Origin of the sequence: Chitinivorax sp. PXF-14, assembly GCF_040812015.1 — a bacterium.
Taxonomy (GTDB): domain Bacteria; phylum Pseudomonadota; class Gammaproteobacteria; order Burkholderiales; family SCOH01; genus JBFNXJ01.
Genome location: NZ_JBFNXJ010000022.1, coordinates 36,246 through 62,743, shown reverse-complemented (window position 1 = coordinate 62,743; position 26,498 = coordinate 36,246). Strand labels below are relative to the sequence as shown.

Annotated in this window: 25 protein-coding genes; 13 read left to right on the top strand and 12 right to left on the bottom strand. The window is 66.0% G+C overall.

Going from position 1 to position 26,498, the window contains the following annotated elements; genetic code table 11:
- On the top strand, positions 1-211 hold a 211-nt coding region (locus ABWL39_RS19670; protein WP_367795530.1), incomplete at its 5' end, for a hypothetical protein.
- Positions 212-410: 199 nt separating this feature from the next.
- Here ABWL39_RS19670 and ABWL39_RS19665 read toward each other — a convergent pair.
- Entirely contained in the window at positions 411-1,493 is a 1,083-nt protein-coding gene (locus tag ABWL39_RS19665) for a patatin-like phospholipase family protein (protein WP_367795527.1), read from the bottom strand.
- Between the two features lie 311 nt (positions 1,494-1,804).
- On the opposite strand from ABWL39_RS19665, the gene ABWL39_RS19660 reads away from it, so the two are divergent.
- From ABWL39_RS19660 to ABWL39_RS19645, 4 genes are all read left to right on the top strand, one after another.
- Complete coding sequence (locus ABWL39_RS19660) at positions 1,805-2,815, top strand: methionine ABC transporter ATP-binding protein (protein WP_367795524.1); 1,011 nt, start codon at positions 1,805-1,807, stop codon at positions 2,813-2,815.
- The gene (locus ABWL39_RS19655) at positions 2,815-3,474 is read left to right on the top strand and encodes a methionine ABC transporter permease (RefSeq protein WP_367795521.1); all 660 of its coding nucleotides are present in this window, start codon (positions 2,815-2,817) and stop codon (positions 3,472-3,474) included. The genes ABWL39_RS19660 and ABWL39_RS19655 overlap by 1 nt, the downstream gene beginning before the upstream one ends.
- Before the next feature lie 90 nt (positions 3,475-3,564).
- Positions 3,565-4,347, top strand: a complete 783-nt coding sequence (locus tag ABWL39_RS19650; RefSeq protein ID WP_367795518.1) for a MetQ/NlpA family ABC transporter substrate-binding protein — start codon at positions 3,565-3,567, stop codon at positions 4,345-4,347.
- A gap of 501 nt (positions 4,348-4,848) precedes the next feature.
- A complete protein-coding gene (locus tag ABWL39_RS19645; RefSeq protein WP_367795515.1) occupies positions 4,849-5,295 on the top strand; it encodes a hypothetical protein in 447 nt (148 codons plus the stop codon).
- Between the two features lie 44 nt (positions 5,296-5,339).
- Here ABWL39_RS19645 and ABWL39_RS19640 read toward each other — a convergent pair whose 3' ends face one another.
- From ABWL39_RS19640 to ABWL39_RS19600, 9 genes are all read right to left on the bottom strand, one after another.
- Positions 5,340-5,738, bottom strand: coding sequence for a hypothetical protein (locus tag ABWL39_RS19640; RefSeq protein ID WP_367795512.1), 399 nt, complete (start codon positions 5,736-5,738; stop codon positions 5,340-5,342).
- Positions 5,739-5,947: 209 nt separating this feature from the next.
- Positions 5,948-6,736, bottom strand: coding sequence for a hypothetical protein (locus tag ABWL39_RS19635; RefSeq protein ID WP_367795509.1), 789 nt, complete (start codon positions 6,734-6,736; stop codon positions 5,948-5,950).
- A 54-nt stretch (positions 6,737-6,790) separates the two neighbouring features.
- Complete coding sequence (locus ABWL39_RS19630) at positions 6,791-9,877, bottom strand: efflux RND transporter permease subunit (RefSeq protein ID WP_367795506.1); 3,087 nt, start codon at positions 9,875-9,877, stop codon at positions 6,791-6,793.
- A complete protein-coding gene (locus ABWL39_RS19625; RefSeq protein WP_367795503.1) occupies positions 9,874-10,998 on the bottom strand; it encodes an efflux RND transporter periplasmic adaptor subunit in 1,125 nt (374 codons plus the stop codon). The genes ABWL39_RS19630 and ABWL39_RS19625 overlap by 4 nt, the downstream gene beginning before the upstream one ends.
- A 179-nt stretch (positions 10,999-11,177) precedes the next feature.
- Positions 11,178-11,480 carry a hypothetical protein gene (locus ABWL39_RS19620; protein WP_367795500.1) on the bottom strand — a complete coding sequence of 101 codons (303 nt, stop codon included), beginning with the start codon at positions 11,478-11,480 and terminating at the stop codon, positions 11,178-11,180.
- 90 nt (positions 11,481-11,570) lie between these two features.
- Positions 11,571-12,137 (bottom strand): 3'-5' exoribonuclease, encoded by a 567-nt coding sequence (locus tag ABWL39_RS19615; RefSeq protein ID WP_367795497.1) that lies wholly within the window; start codon positions 12,135-12,137, stop codon positions 11,571-11,573.
- A gap of 394 nt (positions 12,138-12,531) precedes the next feature.
- On the bottom strand, positions 12,532-13,602 hold the full coding sequence (locus tag ABWL39_RS19610; RefSeq protein WP_367795494.1) for an ABC transporter ATP-binding protein: 1,071 nt from the start codon (positions 13,600-13,602) through the stop codon (positions 12,532-12,534).
- A complete protein-coding gene (locus ABWL39_RS19605; RefSeq protein WP_367795491.1) occupies positions 13,595-15,358 on the bottom strand; it encodes an ABC transporter permease in 1,764 nt (587 codons plus the stop codon). Before ABWL39_RS19605 ends, ABWL39_RS19610 begins: the two co-directional genes overlap by 8 nt.
- Positions 15,359-15,394: 36 nt before the next feature.
- Entirely contained in the window at positions 15,395-16,486 is a 1,092-nt protein-coding gene (locus ABWL39_RS19600) for an ABC transporter substrate-binding protein (RefSeq protein WP_367795488.1), read from the bottom strand.
- A gap of 254 nt (positions 16,487-16,740) precedes the next feature.
- On the opposite strand from ABWL39_RS19600, the gene ABWL39_RS19595 reads away from it, so the two are divergent.
- The 4 genes from ABWL39_RS19595 to ABWL39_RS19580 are packed head-to-tail and all read left to right on the top strand — an operon-like array spanning position 16,741 to position 21,293.
- Positions 16,741-17,418 (top strand): response regulator, encoded by a 678-nt coding sequence (locus tag ABWL39_RS19595; protein ID WP_367795485.1) that lies wholly within the window; start codon positions 16,741-16,743, stop codon positions 17,416-17,418.
- On the top strand, positions 17,405-18,832 hold the full coding sequence (locus ABWL39_RS19590; protein ID WP_367795482.1) for a sensor histidine kinase N-terminal domain-containing protein: 1,428 nt from the start codon (positions 17,405-17,407) through the stop codon (positions 18,830-18,832). Before ABWL39_RS19595 ends, ABWL39_RS19590 begins: the two co-directional genes overlap by 14 nt.
- 22 nt (positions 18,833-18,854) lie before the next feature.
- A complete protein-coding gene (locus tag ABWL39_RS19585; RefSeq protein WP_367795479.1) occupies positions 18,855-19,427 on the top strand; it encodes a HutD family protein in 573 nt (190 codons plus the stop codon).
- Positions 19,428-19,478: 51 nt separating this feature from the next.
- Positions 19,479-21,293 (top strand): ABC transporter transmembrane domain-containing protein, encoded by a 1,815-nt coding sequence (locus ABWL39_RS19580; RefSeq protein ID WP_367795476.1) that lies wholly within the window; start codon positions 19,479-19,481, stop codon positions 21,291-21,293.
- Here ABWL39_RS19580 and ABWL39_RS19575 read toward each other — a convergent pair.
- The gene (locus ABWL39_RS19575) at positions 21,242-21,577 is read right to left on the bottom strand and encodes a DUF1992 domain-containing protein (protein ID WP_367795473.1); all 336 of its coding nucleotides are present in this window, start codon (positions 21,575-21,577) and stop codon (positions 21,242-21,244) included. The genes ABWL39_RS19580 and ABWL39_RS19575 overlap by 52 nt on opposite strands.
- A 137-nt stretch (positions 21,578-21,714) precedes the next feature.
- Between ABWL39_RS19575 and ABWL39_RS19570 the strand changes: the two genes are divergently transcribed.
- Complete coding sequence (locus ABWL39_RS19570; protein WP_367795470.1) at positions 21,715-21,945, top strand: hypothetical protein; 231 nt, start codon at positions 21,715-21,717, stop codon at positions 21,943-21,945.
- A 117-nt stretch (positions 21,946-22,062) separates the two neighbouring features.
- On the top strand, positions 22,063-22,593 hold the full coding sequence (locus ABWL39_RS19565; protein WP_367795467.1) for a DUF2726 domain-containing protein: 531 nt from the start codon (positions 22,063-22,065) through the stop codon (positions 22,591-22,593).
- A gap of 56 nt (positions 22,594-22,649) precedes the next feature.
- On the opposite strand, the gene rarD is transcribed toward ABWL39_RS19565, so the two are convergent.
- A complete protein-coding gene (rarD, locus tag ABWL39_RS19560) occupies positions 22,650-23,546 on the bottom strand; it encodes an EamA family transporter RarD (protein WP_367795464.1) in 897 nt (298 codons plus the stop codon).
- Positions 23,547-23,768: 222 nt separating this feature from the next.
- On the opposite strand from rarD, the gene ABWL39_RS19555 reads away from it, so the two are divergent.
- Complete coding sequence (locus tag ABWL39_RS19555; RefSeq protein ID WP_367795461.1) at positions 23,769-24,311, top strand: heme NO-binding domain-containing protein; 543 nt, start codon at positions 23,769-23,771, stop codon at positions 24,309-24,311.
- A gap of 12 nt (positions 24,312-24,323) precedes the next feature.
- A complete protein-coding gene (locus ABWL39_RS19550; protein WP_367795458.1) occupies positions 24,324-26,477 on the top strand; it encodes a putative bifunctional diguanylate cyclase/phosphodiesterase in 2,154 nt (717 codons plus the stop codon).
- Positions 26,478-26,498 lie beyond the last annotated feature (21 nt).

Genomic DNA, 26,498 nt, shown 5'->3' with positions numbered 1-26,498 from the left:
GCCAGCCAAGCTGTCTAATATTGATTTCAACAACCTTGGATTGCTGCTCAATAAGAATGATCTTAACGGATTTTATACTTATCTAGTCAATCGAGGCTACAGCTACGCCAATTGGGCGAGAGGTGTAGCTAATGCGGATACGGGCCAGGTTCGGCGCGGCGGCAGCGAAAATTCACGGGTACGGCGTGCAACGTCAATTTATGCCAGATGAGTTGTATGTAAGGCTATGGTCTTAACCCTGGCGCAGCTTGGAATGGCCATGGTTGGCAGCCCGGGCCGAATGGCTGGTTCTGGCGTTAACGCAGGTTTTCCCGCCATGCGCCCTTGCCGAGGCCGCGCCGTCGTGTGCAAGCGTCTCAAGCCCGTGGCGATCGAGTGGGGTTTTGCCGCTTGGGCGGGCAGATAGCCCGCTACAGCGGCTGCAGCCGCGCGACCAGTTCGCCGCTTTCCGCCAGTTGCAGGAACTCGTCGCCGAGCCGTTCGCTTTCGCCGATGGCCTGGTGCCAGTAGCGCATGCGTTCGTCGTCGCGGCCGGCGAATTGTCTGAAGTCGTTGCGGTCGGGAATCTTGCCGAAGGGCAGGCTGGCGACGTACTCGCGCGAGGGGGCGATCAGCAGTACGTTGCTGACGTGGGCCGGGTCGGGCTTGCGCCAGGGCAGGCTCTTGTCGAACCAGCCGGGCACGATGCGGTCGACGAAGTGCGGGTAGAGCACCACGCCCTTGTGCTTCGAGAACGGCAGGTCGAAGTGGTAATCGAGCAGGCCGCCGTCGCGGTAGACGCCGGGGCCGGCGCCCGGCAACACGGTGACGCCGCGAATCACCATCGGGATGGCGCCCGAGGCGAGCAGGGCGGGGCGCAGGTTGTCACCGCTGAGCGGTACCGCCTCGGTAGGGAAATCCTGCAGCGGCAGGAACGGTGGCGTCTTGCCGGGGCTGTGCAGCACCACGCGGTCGAAATACTTGCCTAGGCTCTGGCGCGACAGCGCGTTGTGCGTGGCGACGGCGGCCAGCCCGCTGCCGAGGCGCGCGCCTTCGTCGGCGAGCCAGCCCTTGCTGCGCACGGCGAAGATCGCCAGCCGCCAGTGCGGATTGTCGACGATGTCCTGCGCATGGCCGTCGAGCATTGCATCGACCATCGCCTCGCACTTGGCGGTGATTTCCTCCAGCGTTGGCTTCAGCGAGTAGTGCTGCCCGACATACAGCTCGGTGAAGCGCTTGAGCGCCGCAATCGGGTCGGGCTGGGCCAGCGCCGAGAAGCGCCAGGCGCCGACCGAGGCCCCGGCCAGCCAGCGCTCGCGCGGCGCGCGCGGCAGCCACTCGCCGAAGATCGCGCAGTCCAGCCCGTGCAGGCCGAGCGCCTTGGGGCCGCCGGCAGCGCCGGGGATCAGCCTGACATCCTGCGGGGCGAAGCCCTGGCGGCGGATGTGCGCAAGGGCGTCAGGCCCGGCACGAAACACCAGGGCTGGGGGGCGTTTGATGTGGATGGCGGTCATCGTGGGGTATGTCCGGGTCGAGTCTTCAGAGACTGTCATAAAGCGCGCGCGTCGGCTATCGGTATTCTCCCGATTCGGTGCGCCCGGCGCCCGGCCCTGAGGGCTGGGTGGGTGGTGCCGGTGGGGTCAGGGATATCCGATATACCCTGCAGCTTTTATATGCTTTCTAATTCTTTAAAAATTGATAATTCTTATTTCATAAGAATAAGTTGACGCTGATATAGTGCGACGCAACATCGCGTATGCACTCAAACGGTGCGTAACCAGGGGGCCTCCAGCCGAGGCCCTCGCGCAATTGACAAGGACAAGCAGTGATACACGTCAACCACGTGTCCAAGTCCTACCGGGTCGACGGCAACACCGTGCCGGCCCTGCAGGACATCTCCCTGGACATCGCCCAAGGCGAGATCTTCGGCATCATCGGCCGCTCCGGCGCCGGCAAGAGCACGCTGATCCGCACCCTCAACCTGCTCGAACGCCCGAGCGAGGGCCACATCGAGATCGACGGGCAGGACATCACCCGGCTCGACGGCCGTGCGCTGCAGGCGCTGCGCCAGCGCATCGGCATGGTGTTCCAGCATTTCAACCTGCTGTCGGGCAAGACGGTGGCCGACAATGTGCGCTTCCCGCTCAAGCTCGCGGGTAAGCTGAGCCGCGCCGGGATGGATGCGCGCGTGGCCGAGCTGCTCGAACTGGTCGGCCTCAGCGAACACCGCGACAAATATCCCTCGCAGCTGTCGGGCGGGCAGAAACAGCGCGTCGGCATCGCCCGCGCGCTGGCCAATCAGCCCAGGCTGCTGCTGTGCGACGAGGCCACCTCGGCGCTCGATCCGCAGACCACGCAGGCGATCCTGCAATTGCTGCGCGACATCAACCGCCGGCTCGGGCTGACCATCGTGCTGATCACCCACGAGATGAACGTGATCCGCGCGCTGTGTGACCGCGTGGCGGTGATCGAGGCCGGGCGCATCGTCGAGAGCGGGCCGGTGGTCGATGTGTTCCTGCATCCGCAGCAGGCGCCGACACAGAGCCTGGTAGCCGAGGCCAGCCATTTCGACGAGCTCGAACAGGCCTTCGACCGCGCCGAGGCACAGGGCCCGCTGCTGCGGCTGACCTTCGTCGGCGACACCACCTACACCCCGGTGATCGACGATGTGGCCAAGACCCACGCGGTGCGCGTCAACCTGCTGCAGGGCACGATAGGCCGCATCAAGGATACGCCCTATGGCCAGCTGATCGTCGAGCTGCGCGGCGAGGCGGCTGACATCGCCGCGGCGCACGATGCCTTTATCCAAGCCAATGTCCGCGTGGAGGCCCTGTGATGGATTTCGCCAATCTCGACTGGGCCGACATCTGGCAGGCCACGCTCGATACGCTGACGATGCTCGGCGGCTCGCTCCTGTTCACCGTGCTGCTTGGCCTGCCGCTCGGCGTGCTGCTGTTCCTCACCGCCAAGCGCCAGCTGCTGGCCAATGGCTGGCTCTACGGCGCGCTGTCCTTCGCCGTCAACGTGCTGCGCTCGGTGCCTTTCGTCATCCTGCTGATCCTGCTGATCCCGTTCACCGTCTGGCTCACCGGCACCTCGCTCGGCGTGGCCGGCGCGATCCCGCCGCTGGTGGTCGGCGCCACGCCGTTCTTCGCGCGGCTCGTCGAAACCGCGCTGCGCGAGGTAGACCGCGGCATCGTCGAGGCCTGCCAGGCGATGGGCGCCAGCACGCGCCAGATCGTGTTCGGCGCGCTGCTGCCCGAGGCGCTGCCGGGCCTGGTGGCGGCCGTCACCGTCACGGCGATCACGCTGGTGTCCTACACCGCGATGTCGGGCGTGATCGGCGGCGGCGGCCTGGGCGACCTGGCGATCCGCTTCGGCTACCAGCGCTTCCAGACCGATGTGATGGTGATCACCGTCGCGCTCTTGCTGGTGCTGGTGCAAGTGCTGCAGACCGTGGGCGACCGCGTGGTGATTCGTTTTACCCGTAAATGAGAGGGGCCGGCGTGCTGGATTTCCGCTGTTGAAACGCAATAGCCCCCATCGTTGATTCGATCGATAGTCAGAACGTTAAAGGAAACCGCAATGAAAAAGTCCGTATCCGCCCTGTTGGCCGGCCTGCTGGCCGTGTCCGCCGGCGCTGTGTCCGCCGAGAAGCTGGCCGTGGCCGCCACCGCCGTGCCGCACGCCGAGATCCTCGAATTCGTGAAGCCGGCACTGGCCAAGCAGGGTGTCGAGCTCGACGTGAAGGTGTTCACTGATTACGTGCAGCCGAACGTGCAGGTGGCCGAGAAGCGTCTCGATGCCAACTTCTTCCAGCACAAGCCCTATCTCGCTGAGTTCAACAAGAACAAGGGTACCAATCTGGTGGCGGTGACCGCCGTACACGTCGAGCCCTTCGGCGCGTACTCGGTCAAGGTGAAGAAGGCCGCCGAGCTGAAGGACGGCGCCACCGTCGCGATCCCCAACGACCCGTCCAACGCCGGCCGCGCGCTCGCGCTGCTGCAGCAGAACGGCCTGATCAAGCTGAAGGACCCGGCCAACATCCTCGCCACACCGAAGGACATCGTCGACAACCCCAAGCACCTGAAGATCAAGGAGCTCGAAGCCGCGACGTTGCCGCGCATCCTGAACCAGGTCGAGCTGGCGTTGATCAACACCAACTACGCGATCGAAGCGAAGCTGAACCCGACGCAGGACGCGCTGTTCATCGAGGGCGCGCAAAGCCCCTACGCCAACCTGCTGGTTGCCCGCCCCGACAACAAGGACGCGCCGGCGATGAAGAAGCTGGCCGCCGCGCTGAATTCGGCCGAGGTGAAGCAGTTCATCGCGCAGAAGTACAAGGGCGCGGTCGTGCCGGCGTTCTGATCGCGTGTGGCGCCAGCCACGGCGCCGCTATGGCGGCCGGAGCCCGCTGCGGCATTGGGCGGGCCACGCCGCGATCAAGCAGCAATGGCGGGATAGCGGGCCGGTGCCAGGGTGAGGCGGGGCACCGCCCAGCCAGCGACGGTCCTTGCCATGGCCCGGCAGGCTGGCTGCTCGGGCAGCATTGAACGCCTGATTTGCCTGCCTGCAGCGGATTGACCTGGGTCCGTGCCGCGAGAGCGGCTGGATAGGTAAAATATCAAAAAAGCATAGATATATATAATATATTTATCATTTCTAATGAAAAATAATAATTTGTGGTAACGCGTATTTGTTTTTATCTAGCTTGGTAGCTAGTCTGGTTGAATAGGTCAAGCAGCCTGAAGGCGGCCTAAATGCCGTGTGAGGCGTGTAGTTGTCCGTCCAGCTTGCCGGCGCGTAGCCCGCGCCCTTGCTCGCACAGGCGGCATAAGCCCTTGCCCCAGACTCTTCTCGGCGGAACAAATGCGCGCATCGAATCCAGCCCTGTATTACGAGGCCGTTGCTGCCGGCAGCGAAACGCCGGCGGCGGCCTATCTCAACTGGTCCAATTCCCTGCCATGCAATAAAACCATCAAGACATGGAATAGCTGGACGCCTTGTTCGCTGCACCAGAACACCGGGGCTCCCATTCCCGGCAATATCAACACGCTGCTGGTCAGCCCCTCGTTCTCGCACCAGCTCTACCCGGTGCAGACCTTGCTCTATGTCTACAATGCCGCCGGCACCTATCTCGGCTATTTCGACCTCGGCAACTTCCAGGCGCCCGAGCAGCGCCTGTACAACATCGCCGCCGCCGGCCTGCCGATGACGTCCAAGTTCCGCTTCTATTTCCAGATCAGCGGCGGTGGCTCGGCCACCATAGCCTATCCGCTGACGATCAATTCCACCTTCCTCAGCGCCAGCCAGTAAGACTACAGGCCTTGCCATGGCAAGGCCTGTTTCATGTGGCCACATCAGCCGTAGTGATAGCCGGGCCACCAGGCGGGCGGGGTCGGCAGCGGCATGTCTGGGGCCGTATCCTTGTCGTAGTTGATGTCCGCCGCTGCTTTATACCAGGCGTTGATATAGGCATCGTCGACATAAATCCCCTTCGACAGGAAGTCCTCCTTCATTGCCGCCTTGAGCGTGGCCTCGTCACCGAAATGAGCGATGGGGATAATGCCGGGGATCGTCGATGGGTCGCGTGCCGGTGGCGCCGCCTGCAGCGCACGCGCGGCATCGCTGATCTCGACCGCGTCGGCCGGGGTGGACGCCACGTGCGGTGCTGGCGGCGTAGCGGCGGCAGGGCTGGGTGACACGGCCGGCGTGCTTGCCGGCCGGGCGGGAGACTGCATGGGGTGTAGCGAAATCATGGCGATATCTCCTGTGCGATTAGCTCGGTAAATCGAGCAAACAGCGTGCCAGCGTAATTTGATACGGACGAGGCCGGTTTTCTGATGATTTCCTGCCGTGGGCGGTGCTGTTTGCCGGCAGGAGGTGGTCGGTCCGGCAAATTTTTCCGCCACCTGCCGGCTTGGCCGGTGTGAGGAGGTTGCGGCCCAGTTGATCGCTACCGTGCGGGCTAATTCGGCTCGGCCATGTGCAGCCCGTAGGCGGCCATGCTGGCGCGCCAGCTGGCATCGTGCTGCAGTGCGGGCAGCGCCTGCTGCAGAAAGCGGCTCAGCTCGGGGGCCTGCCCGTGCAGCATCAGGTGGCGGGTGAAGCTCGGTACGCGTGGCTCGGGCGCGATGTAGAGGGTGCCGAAGTTGAAGTCGGCCTGCTGCTTGAGGTAATCGAGCGTGCTGCGGTCGGCGAAGGCAAAGTCCAGGCCGCGTGGCGCCAGCAGCTTGCGCACGGCCTCGGGGATGCCGCGTGCGTCTTCGCGCGTGATCGAGCCGGTGCTGATGAGGTCATCGATATCGGGGTAGCGGTGCCCGCGTGCGCCGGAAAAGTGCTTACCGATCAGCGAGGCGGTGCCGTGGTAGGCCAGTGGTCGGTTGCGCGGCGAGACGACGTAGCTGACATCGCTGAGCAGCGGCGGGCTCCACCAGGCGTTGGCCTCGTCGTCGAAGAAGCGTGGGCTGACCCAGGCGACGAGCACCGGTGCGCTGGGTGATTCGAGTAGCCGGTCGAGGCGCGGGCGCGGCAGGTAGTAGGACTCGAAACGGAAACGTCCGCTCGCGTACTGCGTGAGCTTGGCGGCGAGCTCTGCATTGAGCCCGGCGCCATCCTCGTCAGGCACGATCCACGGCGGGAAATCGTAATAGGTGATCAGCTGCACCGCCTGCAGCGCGGCCTTGCCGTCGGCCAGCGCCGGCGGGCACAGCAGGCAAAGCAGAATGGCCGCGACGATGCGCATCTTGGCTACCATCCAAACCGACACCCCTTGATTCTAGTGCAGGCGCGCCCGGTACGAGGGCCGGCATCACTTTGCCGCTGCGGGCGTGCCGCTGCGCCGCCGCTGCAGCCTGTCGAAATACAGGTACAGCACCGGCGTGATGTAGAGCGTGATCACCTGCGAGAAGATCAGACCGCCGACCACCGCGAGGCCCAGCGGCTCGCGCAGCTCGGCGCCGGCGCCCAGGCCCAGCGCGATCGGCAGCGCGCCCATCAGGGCTGCCATGGTGGTCATCATGATGGGCCGGAAGCGCAGCAGGCAGGCCTCGCGGATCGCCTCGAACGGTGCCTTGCCGTGGCTGCGTTCGGCTTCGAGCGCGAAGTCGATCATCATGATCGCGTTCTTCTTGACGATGCCGATCAGCATCAGGATGCCGATGGCGGCGATGATGGTCAGCTCCTTGCCCGCCAGCATCAGCGTCAGCAGCGCGCCGATGGCGGCCGAGGGCAGGCCGGCGAGAATCGTCAGCGGGTGGATGTAGCTCTCGTAGAGCACGCCCAGCAGCACGTAGATCACCGCGATGGCGATGGCGAGCAGTGCGAGCTGGCTGCCCTGCGTCTCCTGGAAGGCGGCGGCGTCGCCGGCATAGCTGGTGACTACGGTGCCGGGCAGGCCGACCTTCTGCTGCAGCTTGTCGATGTGCTGCGATGCGTTGCCGAGCGGCACGCCCGGCGCCAGGTTGAACGAAATCGTTACCGCCTGCAGCTGACCCTGGTGGTTGACCGCCGTGGGGCCGACCGTGCGCTCCACCCGCGCCAGCGTGTCGAGCGGCACCAGCCCGCCATTCTTGGCGCGCACGTAGAGCTTGCCCAGATCGTATTCGGTGCGCTTGTAACTCGGGTCGACTTCGAGGATCACCTGGTAGTCGTCGCTCGAGGTGTAGATCGTCGAGATCTGGCGGTCGCCGTAGGCGCTGTACAGCGTGTTGCGGATGCTGGCGATGTCGACGCCCAGGTTGTTGGCCTTGTCGCGGTCGATGTGCAGCGTGGCCTGCAGGCCCTTGAGCTGGCTATCCGAGGTGACGTCGCGGAACAGGTTGTCGTTGCGCATCTCGGCCTGCAGCTTCTCGGCCCACAGGTTGAGCTCGTCCGCCTGCACGCTCTGCAGCACGTACTGGTAGCGGCTCTTGCTCTGGCGGCCGCCGAGGCGCAGGTTCTGCGTCGGATTCAGGTAGACGTTGAGGCCGGTGATCCTGCGTGTATCCTGGCGCAGGCTTTCCATCACCTCGTCGAGCGTGCCGCGTTGGCCGCGCGGCTTGAGCGTGACGAACATACGGCCGTTGTTGATGGTGCCGGCGCTGGGGCCGCCGCCGATGCTCGAGGTGACGGCGGCGACGGCCGGGTTGTGGCGCACGATGGCGGCGGCCTGCGCCTGCAGCGCCACCATCGCCTCATACGAGATATCCTGGCGCGCCTCGGTGCTGACCTGGATCTGGCCCGTGTCCTCGGTCGGGAAAAAGCCCTTGGGGATGGCCGAGAACAGCAGCGCCGTGAACACGAAGGTCGCCAGCGCCACGACGAGCATCAGCCGCTGGTGGCCCAGCGCCCAGTCGAGCGTCCTGCGGTAGCCGCCGAGCACGGCCTGGAAGCCGCGCTCGAAGCTCGCGGTGAGGGCGTTCTCGCGGCCGAGTTCGTGTTCGGACTTCAGAAAGCGCGCGCACAGCATCGGGATCAGCGTCAGCGACACCACGGCCGACGACAGCACGGCGAGCGACACCACCACGGCGAATTCGTGGAACAGCAGGCCGATGGTGCCCTGCATGAAGAAGATCGGGATGAAGATCGCCACCAGCGACAGCGAGATCGACATGATGGTGAAGGCGATCTCGCGCGAGCCCTTGAGCGCTGCCTCGAACGGCTTCATGCCCTCTTCGATGTAGCGCACGATGTTTTCCAGCATCACGATCGCATCGTCGACCACCAGCCCCACTGCCAGCGTGATGCCGAGCAGCGAGATGTTGTCGAGGCTGTAACCGAGCCAGTACATCAGCGCCACGGTGCTGATCAGCGACACCGGCAGCGACAGCGTGGGGATGATCGTCGCCGTGGCGCGGCGCAGGAACAGGAAGATGACCATGATCACCAGCGCCACCGTCAGCGCGAGTGTGAACTGCACATCGTGAATCGCGTCGCGGATCGACTGCGAGCGGTCGTTCACGAGCTGCACGCGGATCGAGTCCGGCAGCTGCGCTTCGAGCCGCGGCATGGTCTTGCGGATGGCATCGACCACCGCCACGGTATTGGCGTCGGGCTGGCGCTGGATGGCCAGCACGATGGCGCGCTCGCCATTGATCCAGCTGCCGATACGCACGTTCTCGACGCTGTCCTGTACGTCGGCGACGTCGGACAGGCGGATCGGCGCACCGTTCTGGCTGGCGACGATCAGGCCGGCGAACTGCGCCGCGTTCCTGAGCTGACGGTTGGCCTCGATGGTGAGCACCTGCTCGCGGCCTTCGAGGATGCCGACCGGCGTGTTGGCGTTGGCCGCGCGGATGGCCGTGGCCACGTCGTCGAGCGTCAGGTTGCGCGCGGCGAGCTTCTCCGGGTTCACGCGCACGCGCACCGCGTAGCGCTTCTGGCCGTACACATTGACCTGGGCCACGCCGTTGATGGTGGCGAGGTTGGGCGAAATCCAGTTGTCGGCGTAGTCGTTGAGCGTGGACAGCGGCATCGACGGCGAGGTCATCGCCAGAAACAGCACCGGCGCATCGGCCGGGTTGACCTTGCGGTAGGACGGCAGCGAGGTCATCTCCTCGGGCAGCGAGCGCTGCGCGCGCAGCAGCGCGGCCTGCACATCGACGGCGGCGGCGTCGATATTGCGGTCGTTGGCGAATTCGAGCGTGATCGAGGTATTGCCCTGGGTGTTGGTCGAGCTGATCACGTTGAGCCCGGCGATGGTCGAGAACTGCTTCTCGAGCGGGCTCGCCACCGATGAGGCCATGGTATCCGGGCTGGCGCCGGGCAGCGTGGCGCTGACGCTGATCGTCGGCGTATCGAAGCTCGGCAGCGCGGCGATCGGCAGCTTGCCATAGGCGGCGATGCCGGCAATGACGACCGACAGGCACAGCAGCACCGTCATCACCGGACGGCGTATGCACAGTTCCGACAGGTTCATGGCTGGCCCTTGTCAGTCTTGGCCAGCTTCACCTTGCCGTCGGGCTTGAGGTTGAGCGCGCCGTTGACCACGACCTGTTGCCCCGGCTGGAGGCCACGCACCAGCGCGAGGCCATCGCGCACGCCGATCAGCTCGATCGGCTGCGCGCGCGCCACCATATCCTGCCCGACCACGTAGGCGAACTTGCTCTCGGGGCCGGTCTGCACGCCGGTGGCGGGCACCGTCAGCACGCCCTGTTCGATACCGGCATCGAGTTTCACGTTGACGTAGAGGCCGGGCCACAGCGCGGCATCCGGGTTGGGGAACTCGGCCTTGAGCTTGAGCGTGCCGCTCTTGCTGTCGACCTGATTGTCGATCAGCGTGATGCGGCCCTCGAAGCGCTTGTCCGAGCCAGGCAGCGTGGCGCCGACCTTGAGCGTGCCGGCGGTGCGCGCGGCAAACACGCGCGGCAGCGCGTTCTCGGGCAGCGTGAAGGTGACGGCGATCGGGTCGATCTGGGCGAGGGTGACCATGGCGGTGGCCATCGCCGGCTGCACCACGCTGCCCGGGTAGACGTTGATGGCGCCGGCCCGCCCCGGAATCGCGGCGCGGATCGATTTGAAGCCTAGATCGACCTGCGCCGCCGTGATCGCAGCCTGATCCGAGGCGACCGTCGCGCGTAGCGCATCGACGGTGCTCTGCGCGGTATCGACGGCGCTCGGCGAGAGGAAGTTGTCGTGCGCGAGCGATTCACTGCGCTTCAGGTTGCGCACCGCATCGGCGAGCTGTGCCTGGTCTTTCAGCAAGAGCGCGCGCGCCTTGGCAAGCGCCGCCTGCTCGGCACCGTCTTCGAGCCGGAACAGCGGCTCGCCGGCCTTCACCGCCTGCCCCTCCTTGATCAGCACCTGCTGCACCACGCCGTTGACCTGTGGCTTCACGTCCACACTCTGCAGCGGCGAGACATTACCGGTGGCGTCGATCAGCAAGGCGACGGCGCCGCTCGATACCGGTGCGAGCTCGACGGCGGTGACGGCTGGCTTGGGCGGGTCCTGCGGCTTGCCCTGGCCGGCCTGGAAACGATAGGCGAGGCCGCCGGCCACGGCGAGACATGCGGTGACGGCGATGAGTTGGCTGGTTTTCATTGTTGGTTTGGCTTGGTGCGGAGTTGAACGACGTTATAAGCCAATATGATTGCAAATGAAATGATCTGTTCGGTGCCGCACTCGCGACTTTACCGATATTTACAACTGCCGCAGCCAGTGGCGGCGCCACGGCGGGGGCCGCGAGCCGGCCGGGCGGGCGCCTGGCGGCGGCGCGCGGATCAATGCCGGCGGTAGCGCGAGAACAGCGCATCCATGTCGGGCTTGCCGCCGGACAGCATCAGCAGGCGCGCGTTGAGCACGAGGTTTTCGAGCACCAGCTTGGCGGTGGACAGCATGTAGACCAGGTTCAGGTCGTCCTGGTCCGCCTGCATGGCGCTCAGCGCCGCCTGCTGCTCGATCAGGTCCTGCAGCACGAGGCTGCGCAGCGCATCTTCATCGAAAGGCAGGTCGCCGAAGTCGATCGGGTCCTGGTGCTCGATCTCCCGCAGCAGCTCGGCAAGCTCGTCTTGGGTGATGGCCATGGAACGCTCCTTGCTGGCAGATGACTCTCTCTGGCTCCCTTCCACTATAGCCCGCCCGGGGGCAGATGCGGCTTGCCGGATGCCTGTCGTTCAGGGCTGGCGCCGGCACTCGGCCAGCATATTGCAGAACAGCGCGCCCTGTTCGAGCGCATCGTCGAGCGCCAGGTGGTTGTGCGGCAGCGGGTCGAACCAGTGTGCGGGCATGTTGCGCTTGGTGCTGCGCGAGTAGTCCTTGCCCAGCATCACCATCGCCATGGTCTTGATGTCGAGCGCCGAAAAGCTGAACGGGCTGCGCCCGACGAAGCGGATCAGGTACCAGTAGACGAACAGGAAATCGAAGGCCGCCGGGTAGCCGACAAAGATCGGCTTGCCCGGTAGCGCGTCGAGCCAGGCGACGTAGTCGGCCATCGCCTCGGCCGGCGGGCGCGGGTTGCTGCGCGCGGCGGCCCAGGCATCGGGCTGGGTGGCCCACCAGGCCATGGTGTCGGGATGGGCCTCGGCACCGGGCAGGCAGTCGAGGTTGACACTGTAGGTGGCAAGCAGCGTCTTGTCGGCGAGATAGGCTGCCGAGCCCAGGCTCAGCATCGAGTAGGGGCCGGGGATGGGGCCATCGGCCTCGATATCGGTGCTGACGTAGATTTCCTTGAGATCCTTCACGGTTACGGGCCTTCCTTGTGCGAGAGTCGTTGCTGCCGCCAACGCGCCGCCCATACTCGGCCTGCGCGGCGCGCCAGCACTGGCTGTGCGGCAGGGCAGCAGGGGGGGCAACGCCGCGCATGGCCGGGCGCCGCTGTGCCGGCTACTTCACCATAGTACGGCGTGGGTGCCGGTACGAGGTGGAAAGTCCGCGAGTGCAATTGGGCTGTGCCTGCGCCATGCCTTCGGCCTGCCCAGATAAGTGCTCTGCGGATTTGCCTGGGGCAAATCGCGTAGGCACAAAAAAAGGCCCGGCGTGGGGCCGGGCAAGACAGGGAGCTTACCACCGGGGCCCGCCCCTGCCGCCAATGCGCTCGCGTTGCGGCAGGGGTGGGCGTGATCGATCATTACCGCATCAGGCGCTGGCTTGTGCGAACACCCAGGTGTCGTTGGCCGGGAACTCGACCCAGTAGTCGCCGGCTGCGCGCGGCTCGTGGCCGAACGCACGGAAGCGCAGGTCGCCCTGGTGGAACAGGTATTCCCAGCGGTCGCCGAGGTACATGGCCGTCACCAGGCGTGCCTGCAGGCGGTTGTGGCCGGGGCCGTCGGCGACTTTCAGGCGTTCGAGGCGGATCACGGCCTGGGCGTCGTGGCCGGCCGTGAGCTTGTCGCAGGCGCGGCCGGCCAGTTGCCAGCCGTTGCCGGCCAGCGTCACCTGTTCGCCGTCGATGGCGGCCACGCGGGCGCTGAGCTTGTTGTTGGCGCCCATGAACTCGGCCGTGTAGAGCGTCTGCGGCGAGCCGTAGAGCTCGGCCGGCGTGCCTTCCTGCTCGATCCTGCCGTTTTTCAGGAGCAGGATGCGGTCCGACATCGCCATCGCCTCGGTCTGGTCGTGTGTCACGCACAGTGCGGAGAGGTTCAGCGACACGATCAGCTCGCGCAACCAGGCGCGGGCTTCTTCGCGCAGCTTGGCGTCGAGGTTGGACAGCGGCTCGTCGAGCAGGATCACCGGCGGGTTGTAGACCAGCGCGCGGGCAATCGCAACGCGCTGCTGCTGGCCGCCCGAGAGCTGGTACGGAAAGCGCGCGGCGAGGTGGCCCAAGCCCAGGTTGTCGAGCACCTGCTGCACGCGTTGCTTGATCTCGGCGCTGCCAACCTTGCGCAGCTTGAGGCCGTAGCCGACGTTTTCGGCCACGGTGCGGTGCGGCCACAGTGCGTAGGACTGGAACACCAGCCCGAGCGAGCGCTGCTCGACCGGCAGCTCGACGCCGGCCGCGCCGTCGTAGAGCGGCTGGCCATCGAGCAGGATCTTGCCCGACGAGGGTTGTTCGAGCCCGGCCACGGCGCGCAGCAGCGTGGTCTTGCCGCTGCCCGAGGCGCCGAGCAGCGATACCACCTCGCCCGCTTTCAGTTTGAACGACACCCCCTTGAGGATGGGTGTGGTGTCGTAGCTCAGGTGCAGATTGTCTACAGTCAGCTTAGTCATGAAGTTTCACTCCGAAACGCAGGGCGACAGCCAGGCCGGCGCCGACCATGGCGATGTTGATGACGGACAGCGCGGCAACCTGGTCGACCGCGCCGGTGGCCCACAGCGAAACCAGCAGCGAGCCGATGACCTCGGTGCCGGGCGAGAGCAGGTAGACGGCGGTCGAGTACTCGCGCTCGAAGATCATGAAGATCAACAGCCAGCTCGCCATCAGACCGAACCTGATCAAGGGCAGGGTGACATCGAGGCTGGTGCGGGCGCGGCTGGCGCCGACGCTGCGAGCGGCCTCTTCGAGCTCGGGCCCGACCTGCAGCAGTGCACTTTGGATCAGGCGCATGCCGTAGGCGAGCCAGACCACGGTGTAGGCGATCCAGATCGAGAACATCGAGTTCTTCACGCCCTGCAGCCCCGGCACGAACAGGAATACCCACAGGAAGGCGAGACCGGCGAGCACACCCGGCACCGCGCGCGGCAGCAGCACGATGTAGTCGAGCAGCTTGGCGCCCCAGTCGTTGCGGCGGTGGCCGGCAAAACCGACCAGCGTGTAGAAGCCCACCGCCAGCGCGCCGCCGATCACGCCGACACCCAGTGTGTTCAGCATCGCACGCACCATATTGTCCTGCTCGAACAGCTCGGTGAAATGGTCGAAGGTGATCACCTCGGACAGCGCCACGCCCTCACCCCAGTTGCTGACGATCGAGCGCAGCACGATGCCCGAGATCGGCACCACCACGGTCAACAGCAGCCACAGCGCCACGATGGCCAGCGCCACCCAGCGCCAGGCACCGAGCGACAGCGCATGCTGGCGGCCAGCCTTGCCCTTGACCGTGACGAACTTGTTGGCGCGCTTCAGCAGCCGGCGCTGCAGCAGCACCAGCGGAATCGTGCAGCCGATGATGCAGATCGCCACCGCCGCCATCAGGTGATAGGACGGGATGCCGAGCTTGTTGGTCAGCTTGTACAGATAGGTCGCCAGCACCAGATGCCCCTCGGGGTCGCCCAGCACCAGCGGCAGGCCGAAGATCTCGAAGCCGAGGAACAGCACCAGCACGCCCGAGAACAGCATCGACGGCATCACCATCGGCAGGCTCACATCCTTCGCCACGCGGAAGGGGCTGGCGCCGCAGATGCGTGCCGCTTCCTCGACGTCGGAGCCCAGGTTACGCAGCGCGGCCGAGGCATACAGGTAGACGTGCGGCACGTGGGTGAGCCCGGCGATCACGGCGATGCTGACCAGCGAGTAGATGTTCCACGGCGCGTTGTCGAGGCCGAACAGCTGCTTGAACCACAGCGAATAGAAGCCGACCGGGCCGACGGCGACGACGTAGCCGAAGGCCAGCACCATCGGCGACACGAACACCGGCGTCAGCAGCAGGGGCTCCATCCAGCGCCGGCCGGGCAGGTCGGTGCGCACCATCAGGAAGGCGAGGATGCCGCCCAGCGGGATCGCGATCGCCACCATGCCGAAGGCGATGGCCAGCGAGTTCTTCAGCGCCGCCCAGAAGTCGGGATCGTCGAAGATGAAACGGAAGGCATCGAGGCTCAGCACCTTGTTGGGCATGAAGAACGGCGCGCTGAGCAGGCTCTGGTAGACGATCAGCGACAGCGGCACGAACACCACCAGGCTGACGATGGCGATCACCAGCCAGCGCGGCCAGGCCTGCAGGGCACGCCAGCCGGGGGCCTTGAGTGGCGCGCCGGTGGCCGGCCCCAGGGCGGGTATGCCGTGGGAGGGAGACAGGGTCGGGGAGGTCATGAGGGACTCCGATCGGTGTGGCTCGTCAGCTGCGGCTTACTTCTTCGCCGACTGCTGCCACTGTTTCAGGAATTCCAGGCGCTTGGCCTGATCGAGGTAGACCAGCAGGCCGGTGCCGACCTGGATCGGCTTCACGCTCGCGCCCAGCTGCTTGGTCAGGCCGGCCATCGAGGTCTCGCCCTCGACATCGGCGCGGATCGAGAACAGGTCGGACTGGTTGGCGAGAATGGTCTGGCCGCGCTTCGACAGCAGGTAGTCGATCCACAGCCGGGCTGCGTTCGGGCTCTTGGCGCCCTTCGAGATCACCGCGAGCCGGCTTACTACCTGGGTGTAATCCTTCGGGTAGATGTAACCGATCGACGGGTCCTTCTTCGCCTTGGCGAAGGCATACGAGCCGAGGATGTTGTAGCCGATCAGGTTCTCGCCCGAGGAGATGCGCTCCATCATCGCGCCCGTCGATGATTGCAGCTTGAGCCCGGTGGCACCCATGGCCCTGACCAGGTCCCAGGTCGCATTGCCGCCGACGCGATAGTCCTGCGTCAGGTAGTTGAAGCCGACCCCCGATTTCTCGATGTCGTAGGTCGTCACCTTGCCGGCGAACTTGGCTGGCTCGGCCTTCAGCAGCTTGATCAGGTCGGCGCGCGTCTGCGGCACTTCCTCGGGCTTCAGCAGGCGTTTGTTGTAGACGATGGCGAGCGGCTCGAAAGTGGTGCCGTAGGCCTGGTTCTGGAAATGCGCCCAGCCCGGGATGTTGGGCACCTCGGGCGAGGCATAGGTGGCGGAGAAGCCGTCGTTGACCAGCTTCACCTGCAGATCCATCGCCGAGCTCCACAGTACGTCGGCGCTGGTGCTGTTGGCCGCCGCCTCGCTGATGAAGCGGTTGTAGAGCTCGGTGCTGTTCATGTCGTTGTATTCGACCTTCACGCCCGGGTAGAGCGCTTCGAAATCCTTGATCAGCGGCTTGACCAGCGCCGAATCGGTGGTCGAGTAGACGATCAGCTTGCCTTCCTTCTGCGCTGCCGCCACTACGCCGGCATAGGCGGCCGGATAACCGGCCGGCACCTCGGCGCAAGCCGTGCCCACGGCAAACAGTGAAGCGGCGATCAGCAGTGTCTTGAACGTATTCATGTCATCCTCCAGCTTAGAGTTGTGTCACGCGTGAATCCAAAGCGATTCATGGCGGATGCCATAGTATTAGAGTCAACCTTTCAAAACGCTTTCACCGCCTGCCATTGCAGTTCTGCCCGGCGCGGGTGGTATCGACGACGCGCGCCGGGCACGCCGGCAGGCCGCGCCAGTCCTGCCGTTGATGGCTATCCCCAATGCGCATGCCAGGTCGATAGCGCCTACAATGAGGCCAGGCCTCCACCCTCGCTTGCCTCATGCGCATCCTACTCGTCGAAGACAATCTGCAACTCGCCGACTCGCTCACCCGCGCGCTGACGCAGGCCGGCTTCGCGGTCGACACCATGCACAACGGCGCCGATGCCGACCATGTGTTGCGCACGCAGGACTACGCGCTGGTGATCCTCGACCTGGGTCTGCCCAAGCTCGACGGCTGGGAGGTGCTGAAGCGGCTGCGCGGGCGGCGCAACCAGGTGCCGGTGCTGATCCTGACCGCGCACGGCTCGGTCGAGGACCGCGTGAAGGGGCTCAATCTCGGCGCCGACGACTACCTGGCCAAGCCATTCGAGCTGACCGAGCTGGAGGCGCGCGCCCGCGCGCTGATTCGCCGCAGCCACGGCCACGACAGCGCCGAGCTGGCCTGCGGCCCGCTGTGCTACGACAGCGTGGGGCGCGTGTTCACGCTCGGCGGCGAGATGCTGAGCCTGACGCCGCGCGAGCACGCGGTGCTCGAAGTGCTGATGCTGCGCGGCGGCAAGGCCGTCAGCAAGGAGGCGCTGAGCGAGAAGATCTTCACGCTGGACCAGACGAGCAGCCCCGACGCGATCGAGATCTACGTCCACCGCCTGCGCAAGAAGCTCGAAGGGCGCGGGGTGGCGATCGTCACGCTGCGTGGCCTGGGCTATCTGCTGGAAGCCAAGGATGCCGCGGCGTAGCCTGCGTCTGCAGCTCACGCTATGGCTGCTGGCGCCCCTGCTGCTGCTGCTCGGGCTCGATGCCTGGCTCACCTACCACCGCGCGCTGCAGGCCGCCAACGCCGCCTTCGACCGCACGCTGTTCACCTCGGCCAAGGCCATGGCCGAGGGTATCCGCATGGAGAACGGCGGCATCGTCGTCGACATCCCCTACCTGTCGCTGGAAATGTTCGAGGCCAACGCCGAGGGCAAGGTCTACTACCGCGTGGCCGAAGAGGGCGGCGCCTCGCTCACCGGCTACGACGACCTGCCGCTGCCGGCCAAGTCCGGCCAGGCCTATTACCGGCCCGCCTATTACGAGCGCGACTACCGTGGCAACAGCATCCGCCTCGTCGCGCTGCGCCAGCCGGTGCACGATGTCGCGACGGCGCGCACGCGCGTGGTGTGGGTGCTCGTCGGCGAGACGCCCGAGTCGCGGCGCGAGCTGGCGCGCGAGATCCTGCGCGGGGCGCTGCTGCAGGAAATCGTGCTGGTCGCGCTGGCGCTGGGCATCGTGTGGACGGCGGTGAGCCGCGGGCTGCGGCCCTTGCAGCGCCTGTCCGAGGTCGTGGCGGGGCGCTCCGAGGACGACCTGGCGCCGCTGCGCGAGGACGAGGCCGCCGCCGGCGGCCTGCCGGCCGAGCTGAAGCCGCTGGTCGAGGCCATCAACCAGTACATCGCCCGCATCCAGCGCATGCTGGTCGCGCGCCGCCGCTTTTTTGCCGATGCCGCGCACCAGCTCAAAACACCGCTCGCCGTGCTGCAGGCGCAGGCCGAGCTGGCCGTGCGCGAGGCCGATGCGGCCGCCAAGCAGCAGCAGCTGGAGCTGATGCTGGGTAACGTGCGCAACGCCTCGAAAGGGGTCAAGCAGCTGCTGTCGATGTCGCGCCTGGAGCCGGACAGCGGCCATGCCGTGAGCCTGGCGCCGGTCGATCTCGCCACCGTGGCGCGCGATGCAGCGCTCGACTGGGCCGTTGTCGCGCGCGGGCAGGGGGTGGACCTGGGTTTCGAGCAGGCCGGGCAGCCGGCCATCCTGGGCCAGCCCGAGCTGCTGCACGAGCTGGTCGGCAACCTCGTCGACAACGCGATCCGCTACGCCGGCACCGGTCACAGCGTGACGGTGCGCGTCGCCGATGACGCCAGCCCCGTGCTGCAGGTGGCCGACACTGGCCCCGGCGTGCCGGCGGACGAGCGCGACAAGGTATTCCTGCGCTTCTACCGCGTTTCCGGCACGCAGACCGAGGGCAGCGGGCTCGGCCTGCCCATCGTGCGCGAGATCGCCCGCGTCCATGGCGCGACGGTCGAGCTCGGCGACACGCCTGGCGGCGGGCTGACGGTCACCGTGCGCTTTCCCGCTCCCGGCCTCGATGGTGCCGGGCCAGTGGCACCCGCCTGAGCCCGCACCCACCGAGGCCGCCATGCAACTGCTGACCCCCGCCGACTACCGCGACATGCCCTGGAAAAACGGCGGCGGCACCACCCGCGAGCTGTACCGCTTGCCGTACCCGAGCGACCCGGCTGGCTTCGCGCTGCGCCTGTCGATCGCCCGTGTCGAGCAGGGCGGGCCGTTCTCGGCCTTCCCCGGCATTGACCGCACCTTGCTGCTGCTCGATGGCGACGGCGTTGCGCTGCGTTTCGCCGATGGCCCCGAGACGCGGCTCGATCGCCTGTTGCAGCCCGTCGAGTTCGCCGGCGAGATACCGGTGGCGTGCCGCCTGCTCGGCGGGCCGGTGCGCGACTTCAACGCCATGGTGGCGCGCGACTGGGGGCGGCTGGCGCTGCACGCTGTCGATGTCGCTGCCGGCGGACGCCTGGCACTCGGCGGCACATCGGCGGTGCTGGCCTATCTGCATCGTGGAAGCTGGCGCGGCGAGCAGGCCGCGCCGCAGTCCGGTAGCCTGCTGGTGCTGGCGGCCGGCGAAACCTGCGAGCTCGTGTGCGAGGACGGCGGCTGCGCCATTGTGGCGACGCTCGACATGCTGGCGCCGTGACGCGCGCGGTATGATGGCGTCTTCCTTGCCATCCACCGTACCCGCCGCCCCATGAGCCCTTCGACCGCACCGACACGCCGCTTCTCGCCCCTGCTCGGCCTCGGGCCCTTTCTCCGGCCCTACCTGGGCCGCTGGCTGCTGGCCTTCGCGGCACTCAGCGTCGCGGCCGGCGCCACGCTGGCGCTGCCGGTGGCGTTCCGCTTCCTCATTGACAAGGGCTTCGCCACCAGCCGGAGCGGCCATATCGACCAGTATTTCATCGCGCTGTTCGGCGTTTCGCTGGTGCTCGCGTTTGCCACGGCGATGCGCTTCTACCTCGTGTCCTGGCTCGGCGAACGCGTCACTGCCGACATCCGCCGCGCGGTGTACGACCACGTGCTCGGCATGAGCCCGCAGTTCTTCGAAACCACGCAGACCGGCGAAGTGCTGTCGCGGCTGACCACCGATACCACGCTGATCCAGACCGTGGTCGGCACCAGCCTGTCGATGGGGCTGCGCAACTTCTTCCTGCTCGCCGGCGGCATCGTCATGCTGGCCGTCACCAGCCCCGTACTGACTGGCTACATCCTCGCCACGCTGGTGGTGGTGATCGCGCCGATCCTGATCTTCGGCCGGCGCGTGCGCAAGCTGTCGAAAGCCAGCCAGGACCGCGTGGCGGATGCCTCAGCCATGGCCGGCGAGATTCTCAACGCCATGCCGACGGTGCAGGCCTTCACGCAGGAGCCGCACGAGATGCGGCGTTTCGGCGCCTCGGTGGAGAGCGCTTTTGGCACCGCGCTGGCGCGCATCCGTGCGCGTGCCTGGCTCACCGTGGTGGTGATCGTGCTGGTATTCGCCGCCATCGTCTTTGTGCTGTGGCTCGGCGCGCAGGCGGTGCTGGCGGGCCGCATGACGGCCGGCGAGCTGTCGCAGTTCATCCTCTACGCCGTGGTCACGGCCGGCGCGATCGGCGCCATCGCCGAGGTGTGGGGCGACCTGCAGCGCGCGGCCGGCGCCACCGAGCGGCTGATGCAGCTGCTCGCGGTGGCCTCGCCGGTGGCCGAAGCGCAGCCGACCCGGCCCATCCCGGCCGAGGGCGCCGGCATCGTCTTCGACCGCGTCGGTTTCCATTACCCGTCGCGGCCCAATAGCCCGGCGCTGCAGGATTTCTCGCTGACGGTGTGCCACGGCGAGCATGTGGCCATCGTCGGCCCGTCGGGCGCCGGCAAGACCACGCTGTTCCAGCTGCTGCTGCGTTTCTACGACCCGCAATCGGGCGAGATCCGGCTCAACGGCACGGCGCTGCCGCAGGTGGCGTTCCATGATCTGCGCCGCCAGGTCGGCGTCGTGCTGCAGGATACGGTGGTGTTCGCCGGCAGCGTGCTCGACAACATCCGCTACGGCAACCCGTTCGCCAGCGAAGAGGAGGTCAGGATCGCCGCGAAGATGGCGGCCGCGGCCGACTTCATCGAGATGCTGCCGGACGGCTACCACACCTTTCTCGGCGAGCGCGGCGTGCGGCTCTCGGGCGGCCAGCGCCAGCGCATCGCGATTGCGCGCGCCATTCTCAAGAACCCGCCGATCCTGCTGCTCGACGAGGCCACCAGCGCGCTCGATGCGGCCAGCGAGCGGCTGGTGCAGCAGGCGCTCGACAATGCGGCGAAAGACCGCACCACGCTGGTGATCGCGCACCGGCTGGCGACCGTGCAGCAGGCCGACCGCATCGTGGTGATGGACGCCGGCCGCATCGTCGCCGAGGGCACGCACCGCGAGCTGCTCGAACGCTCGCCGCTCTACGCTGAGCTGGCGGCGCTGCAGTTCGCCAATGGCACGCTTCAGCCCGTCGACGAAGCGGAGCCCGAGCCCGACAGCCTGTCGAGTAGCTGATCGGTGTCGCTGTCGGCCACGCTCAATGGCCCGCGCCGCGATTCAGACAGGCGCAGTCGCAGCAGCTCTAGCTTGCGCAGCGCCGCCGAGCGCTCGCCACCGTCGAGCCGGAGCAGGGCCTCGATCAGCGCAGCGATGTCGCGCCTGACCTCGATCTCGGTCGGCACCATGCGGTCGTCGTCGAGATCGAGCGGCTTGCCCGCGCACGGCAGATTATCGAGCTCGCCGCGCCCGATCGCCTCCTGGATGCGCTGCTCGGCAATCCGGTCGAAAACGGAAAACATTGCATGAAGCCTGGATATGGGGATTTCAAGCTACGCCGGGCTTGGTAAAATGGCAAGGCATGCTCAGGCCCCGCCTCCACGGCCAATCCTGGCGCGCCGACCCTATCTTTTCCACTGCCCGTAACGCCGCCGCCCGAATGAAGCTCAACGACACCGCCATCTACCATAGCGATGGCCTGTCCGGCATCGAAGTCAGCAAGACCGGCCCCTCGGAATGGCGCATCGCCTATCGTGGCCGCCAGGCACGCATCGAGGCGGTGCGCTACGTCAACCAGAAACCGGACGAATTCATCATCCACCGCAGCGGCAAACCCGTCTCCGTTGCGCGCAACTTCCATACCGCAATCACGATTGCTGCTTCGCTTTGATGGCGGGCCGTGTGGAGCCTCCTCTCCTTCGAGCAAAGAGAAAATATAAATTTGTTGGAGCGATGGCGCCACCACGTGCTCGGATAATATTCGGTATTTGTAATGGGTTTGCCGTATATGAAACTGCTGATTGCCCTGCTCCTGTTGATTGCCGTTGCCGTCGTGATTACCAAGGCCATGGCCGCGAAGAAGAACAGGCTTCCTGAAGTCTGGCCGTTCTATGCCAAGAAGGTGATGAGTGGGCCGGAACAGGTCTTGTATTTTCGTCTTACCGAAGCGCTGCCGGACCACATCGTACTTGCTCAGGTGCAGCTCTCGCGCCTGCTTGGCGTCAGGAAGGGGCACAAGGCCATGGAGTGGAACAACCGCATCAATCGCATGAGCGCTGATTTTGTGGTGTGCCGGCGTGACGCGAGTGTGCTTTGCGTTGTTGAGCTGGACGATGCGAGCCACCTTAAACCCGAGCGCCAACAGGCGGATGCGAAGAAAGACAAGGCTTTGCAGTCAGCCGGAATCAATGTCGTTCGCTGGAATGTGAAAACCTTGCCCGACGACGAAGCCATCCGCAATGCCATCAACCCACCCGCAATGCCCACGACGGCTGAAGGAGCTAAGGCTGCGCCGTCTCCTGTCCTTCTCTCCGAGTGAGTCATCTTTGACTGAAAGGTGGATTAGGCTTCAATCCGGCCTTGAGTTTCGACCAGTCAACCCTGCGGCAGCTGCCGCGCGCGGTACAGGCCCTCGCCGCTGAACACGAGCAGCGCCAGCCAGATCAGGCCGAAGCCGAGCAGTTTGCTGGCGGCGAAGGGCTCGTGGTAGAGGAACACGCCGATGAGGAACTGCAGCGTCGGGGCGATGTACTGCATCAGGCCGAGCGTGGTCAGCGACAGGCGGCGGGCGCCGGCGCCGAACAGCAGCAGCGGGATGGCGGTGACCACGCCGGCACCGGCCAGCATCGTGTTGGTGAGCGTGGTGTCGTGGCCGAAGTGGCCGCTGCCGTGGCTTTCGAGCCAGAGCAGGTAGCCGATGGCGGGGGCGGCCATCAAGAGCGTTTCCAGCGTCAGGCCTTCGAGCGAGCCGAGCGGTGCCATCTTGCGCAGCAAGCCGTAGGCGCCGAAGGAGAAGGCCAGTGCCAGCGCGATCCACGGCAGCGCGCCGACCGACCAGGTGAGCCAGGCCACGCCGGCGGTGGCGAGGCCGATGGCGAACTTCTGTACCGGGCGCAGCCTTTCCTTCAGCACGAGGCCGCCGAGCAGCACGCTGACCAGCGGGTTGATGAAATAGCCGAGGCTCGATTCGATCACGTGCCCCGCGTTCACCGCCCAGATATAGACAAACCAGTTCACCGACAGCAGCGCCGCCGACAAGGCAAAGCCCGCCACCAGGCGCGGCTGCCTGAGCGCCGCCGGCAGCCAGTCTCCGTGCCGCTTCCAGAGCAGCACGCCGGCCAGGAAGACAAGCGACCAGGCGATGCGGTGCGACAGGATCTCCAGCGCCGGCACCTGGTGGATCGGCTTCCAGTACAGCGGGAACAGGCCCCAGCAGAAGTAGGCGCCGAAGGCATAGAGCAGGCCTGAGCGTGCGTGCTTGTGGTCGGTCATGGCGGTGGATGATAGAGGGGAGGCTGGCAGTGTAGCAGCGGGATGGCAAGGCGGCAGTCGCTGAAACCACCAGTTGCAAAACCGCGCTGCTTGGCGCCGGCCTATACCGTGCGATTCGAGCATGGGCGTGCGATGGCGGCCGACCTGCGGATACCCTGTATCCCGCCTCGAAAGAGAATGGTCTATGATCCCGGTTGGAGCCCATGACGGAGCAATAAACCTATGCTGGGCATGGTTTTTACCGAATTCATCGAAATGGTCGAAGACCGTTTTTCCCCCGAGGTGGCCGACGCCATCCTGTCTGCCGCCGAGCTGCCGCATGGCGGCGCCTACACGGCCGTTGGCTACTACCCGCACGAAGAGATCGTGCGCCTGGTCGGCCTGTTGTCGGCGCAGACGCAGATGCCTGCGGTCGATCTGGTGCGGGCCTTCGGCGAGCACCTGCTGGGGCGTTTCACCGTGTTGTATCCGCAGATGTTTTCGCGGCACACCAATCTGCTCGATTTCCTGGCCAGCATCGATGGCGAGATCCATGTCGAGGTGCGCAAGCTTTATCCGGACGCCCAGCTGCCGCGTTTCTCCATCCTGAGCCGCTCGCCCGATCATATCGCGCTGTTCTACCAATCACCGCGGGAGATGGATGCGCTGGCCGAGGGGCTGATGCTGGGGGCCATCCGGCATTTCGGCGTGCCGCACCGGTTGACACGGCGCGCGGGCATGCACGAGGGGCAGCCGGGAATCGTGTTCGATGTCCATCGAGAATAGGCGCATCGCCGCATGAGTCAGCCAGACGACCTCGAAGCCCGCGTCGCGCTGCTGGAGCGCCGGCTGCAACGTGAGCGCGAGGCACGCAAGCAGGCCGAGAGCCTGCTCAACAGCAAGAGCCTGGCGTTGTTCCAGGCCGTGCAGACCTCGTCGGAGTCGCAGCGCCGCCTTGAGTTGGCGATGTGGGCGAGCGGCGAGGGGATATGGGAATGGTCTGCCGAGCGCGACGTGCTGGAGGTCAAGCGCTTTCAGTCCGATGCCTCGGTGTCGACGATACCGGTCATGCCGTTCGCGTCCTCTCTCGAGCATGTCCATGCCGACGACCAGGGCGCCTTGCTGCTGGCCTGGCGTCTGCATCTGAGCGGCGATACCCCCGATTTCGACGCGGCCTTCCGCTTTCTCGACCTCGACAAGACACGCTGGATACGCATGCGCGGACGCGCCGTGGAGCGCAATCACGACGGCTGGGCGACGCGTGTCATCGGCACGGTCAAGGACATCAGCCGCCAGCGCAGCTCCGAAGCCTCGTTGCGGCTCATGGCCCATGCCTTTTCCAGCACCCGCGAGGCAATGGTCATCGCCGCCTCCGACTGGTGCATCGTCGAGGCAAACGCCGCCTTTGCCGGGCTGATTGGCCGCCCGATCTCTCAACTCGAGGGCGAGCATGTGCGGCTTGATCGCTTCCTGCCGCTGGGTGAGTTCGGCACCCGGCTGGCGCAGCAAACGGGCTGGGCCGGAGAAACGCGGCTTACCAATGCGAGGGGCGAGCAGATACCGGTTGAAGTCGCGGTGTCGCCATTCCGCCAGTCTGACAGCGCGCCGCCGCAGCTCATCGTGACCATCCGCGACGTCACCGAGCGCAAGGTGGCGGCACGCCAGCTCGAACGCCTGGCCAAGGTCGACGTGCTGACGCAGCTGCCCAATCGTGCGAGCTTCCAGCAAAGCCTGGAGCAGCGTCTGGCACAGGCGGACGAGCAGACGCCATTCGCCTTGCTGTTCCTTGATCTCGACGGCTTCAAGGAGGTCAACGACAGTTTTGGCCACGATGCCGGCGACGACATCCTGCGCCAGGTATCGTGGAAGCTGCTGGCCGCGCTGCAGCCTGAAGACCTGCTGGCCCGCTGGGGGGGCGACGAGTTCGTGGTCATGCTGGCGCCTGGCAGCGATGCGGCACTGGCCATAGCCGCTGCGCGGCGCATCATCGACACCATGACCATCCCGGTCAAGCTTGGCCACAACCAGCTGCGCGTCGCCACCAGCATCGGCATCGCCACCGCTCCGGCGGACGGCAAGGATGCCAACACCCTGCTGCGCCGGGCCGATTCGGCCATGTATGCCGCCAAGGCGGCCGGCCGCAATCGCTATGCCTTGTACAGCAGCGAGCTCGAGGAAGGCACGCTGCGCCGCGTGCAGATCAGCAATCAGCTGCGGCTCGATGCCGAGCACGGTGCCTTCTATTTCGTCGCCCAGCCCAAGGTCGACGGCAGCGGCCAGATCGTCAGCACGGAACTGTTGATCCGCTGGAACACCAGTGATTTCGGCATGGTGTCGCCGGCCTATTTCATCCCGCTGGCCGAGGAGATCGGCGTGATCGGCAGCATCGGCCGCCATGCGATCGACCAGGCCGTGAAGCTCGCCGCCTGGCTGCATCAGCAGGGCATCCCGCTGCCCGTGGCGGTCAACCTGTCGTCCAAACAGGTGCTCGACCCCGCCACCGAGGACTATCTCGTCGACACCTGCCAGCGCCACGGCGTGCCGGCCGGGCTGATCGAGCTCGAGCTGACCGAATCGGCGCTGGTGAGCAACCTGTCGGTTGCGCGCCACATGTTGAGCAGGCTGGAGGGGCGCGGCTTCCGGCTCGCGCTGGACGACTTCGGCACCGGCTATTCCTCGCTCAGCTATCTACGCGAGCTGCCGTTTCATACGATCAAGATCGACCGCAGTTTTGTACGCGACATCGATAGCCCGGACCCGCGCCCCAAGGCGCTGCTGTCGAGCATCATCTACCTCGCCGATGCGCTCAATATGCGCACCGTGGCCGAAGGCGTGGAAACCGCAAGCCAGCATGACATGCTAGCCGAGCTGGGCGTCAATGAGTTCCAGGGCTACCACTTCTTCCGGCCGATGGCGCTCGACGATTACAAGCGCCAGGTGGCGGGCAACTGACATGGCGGCCGATCTCCCGCT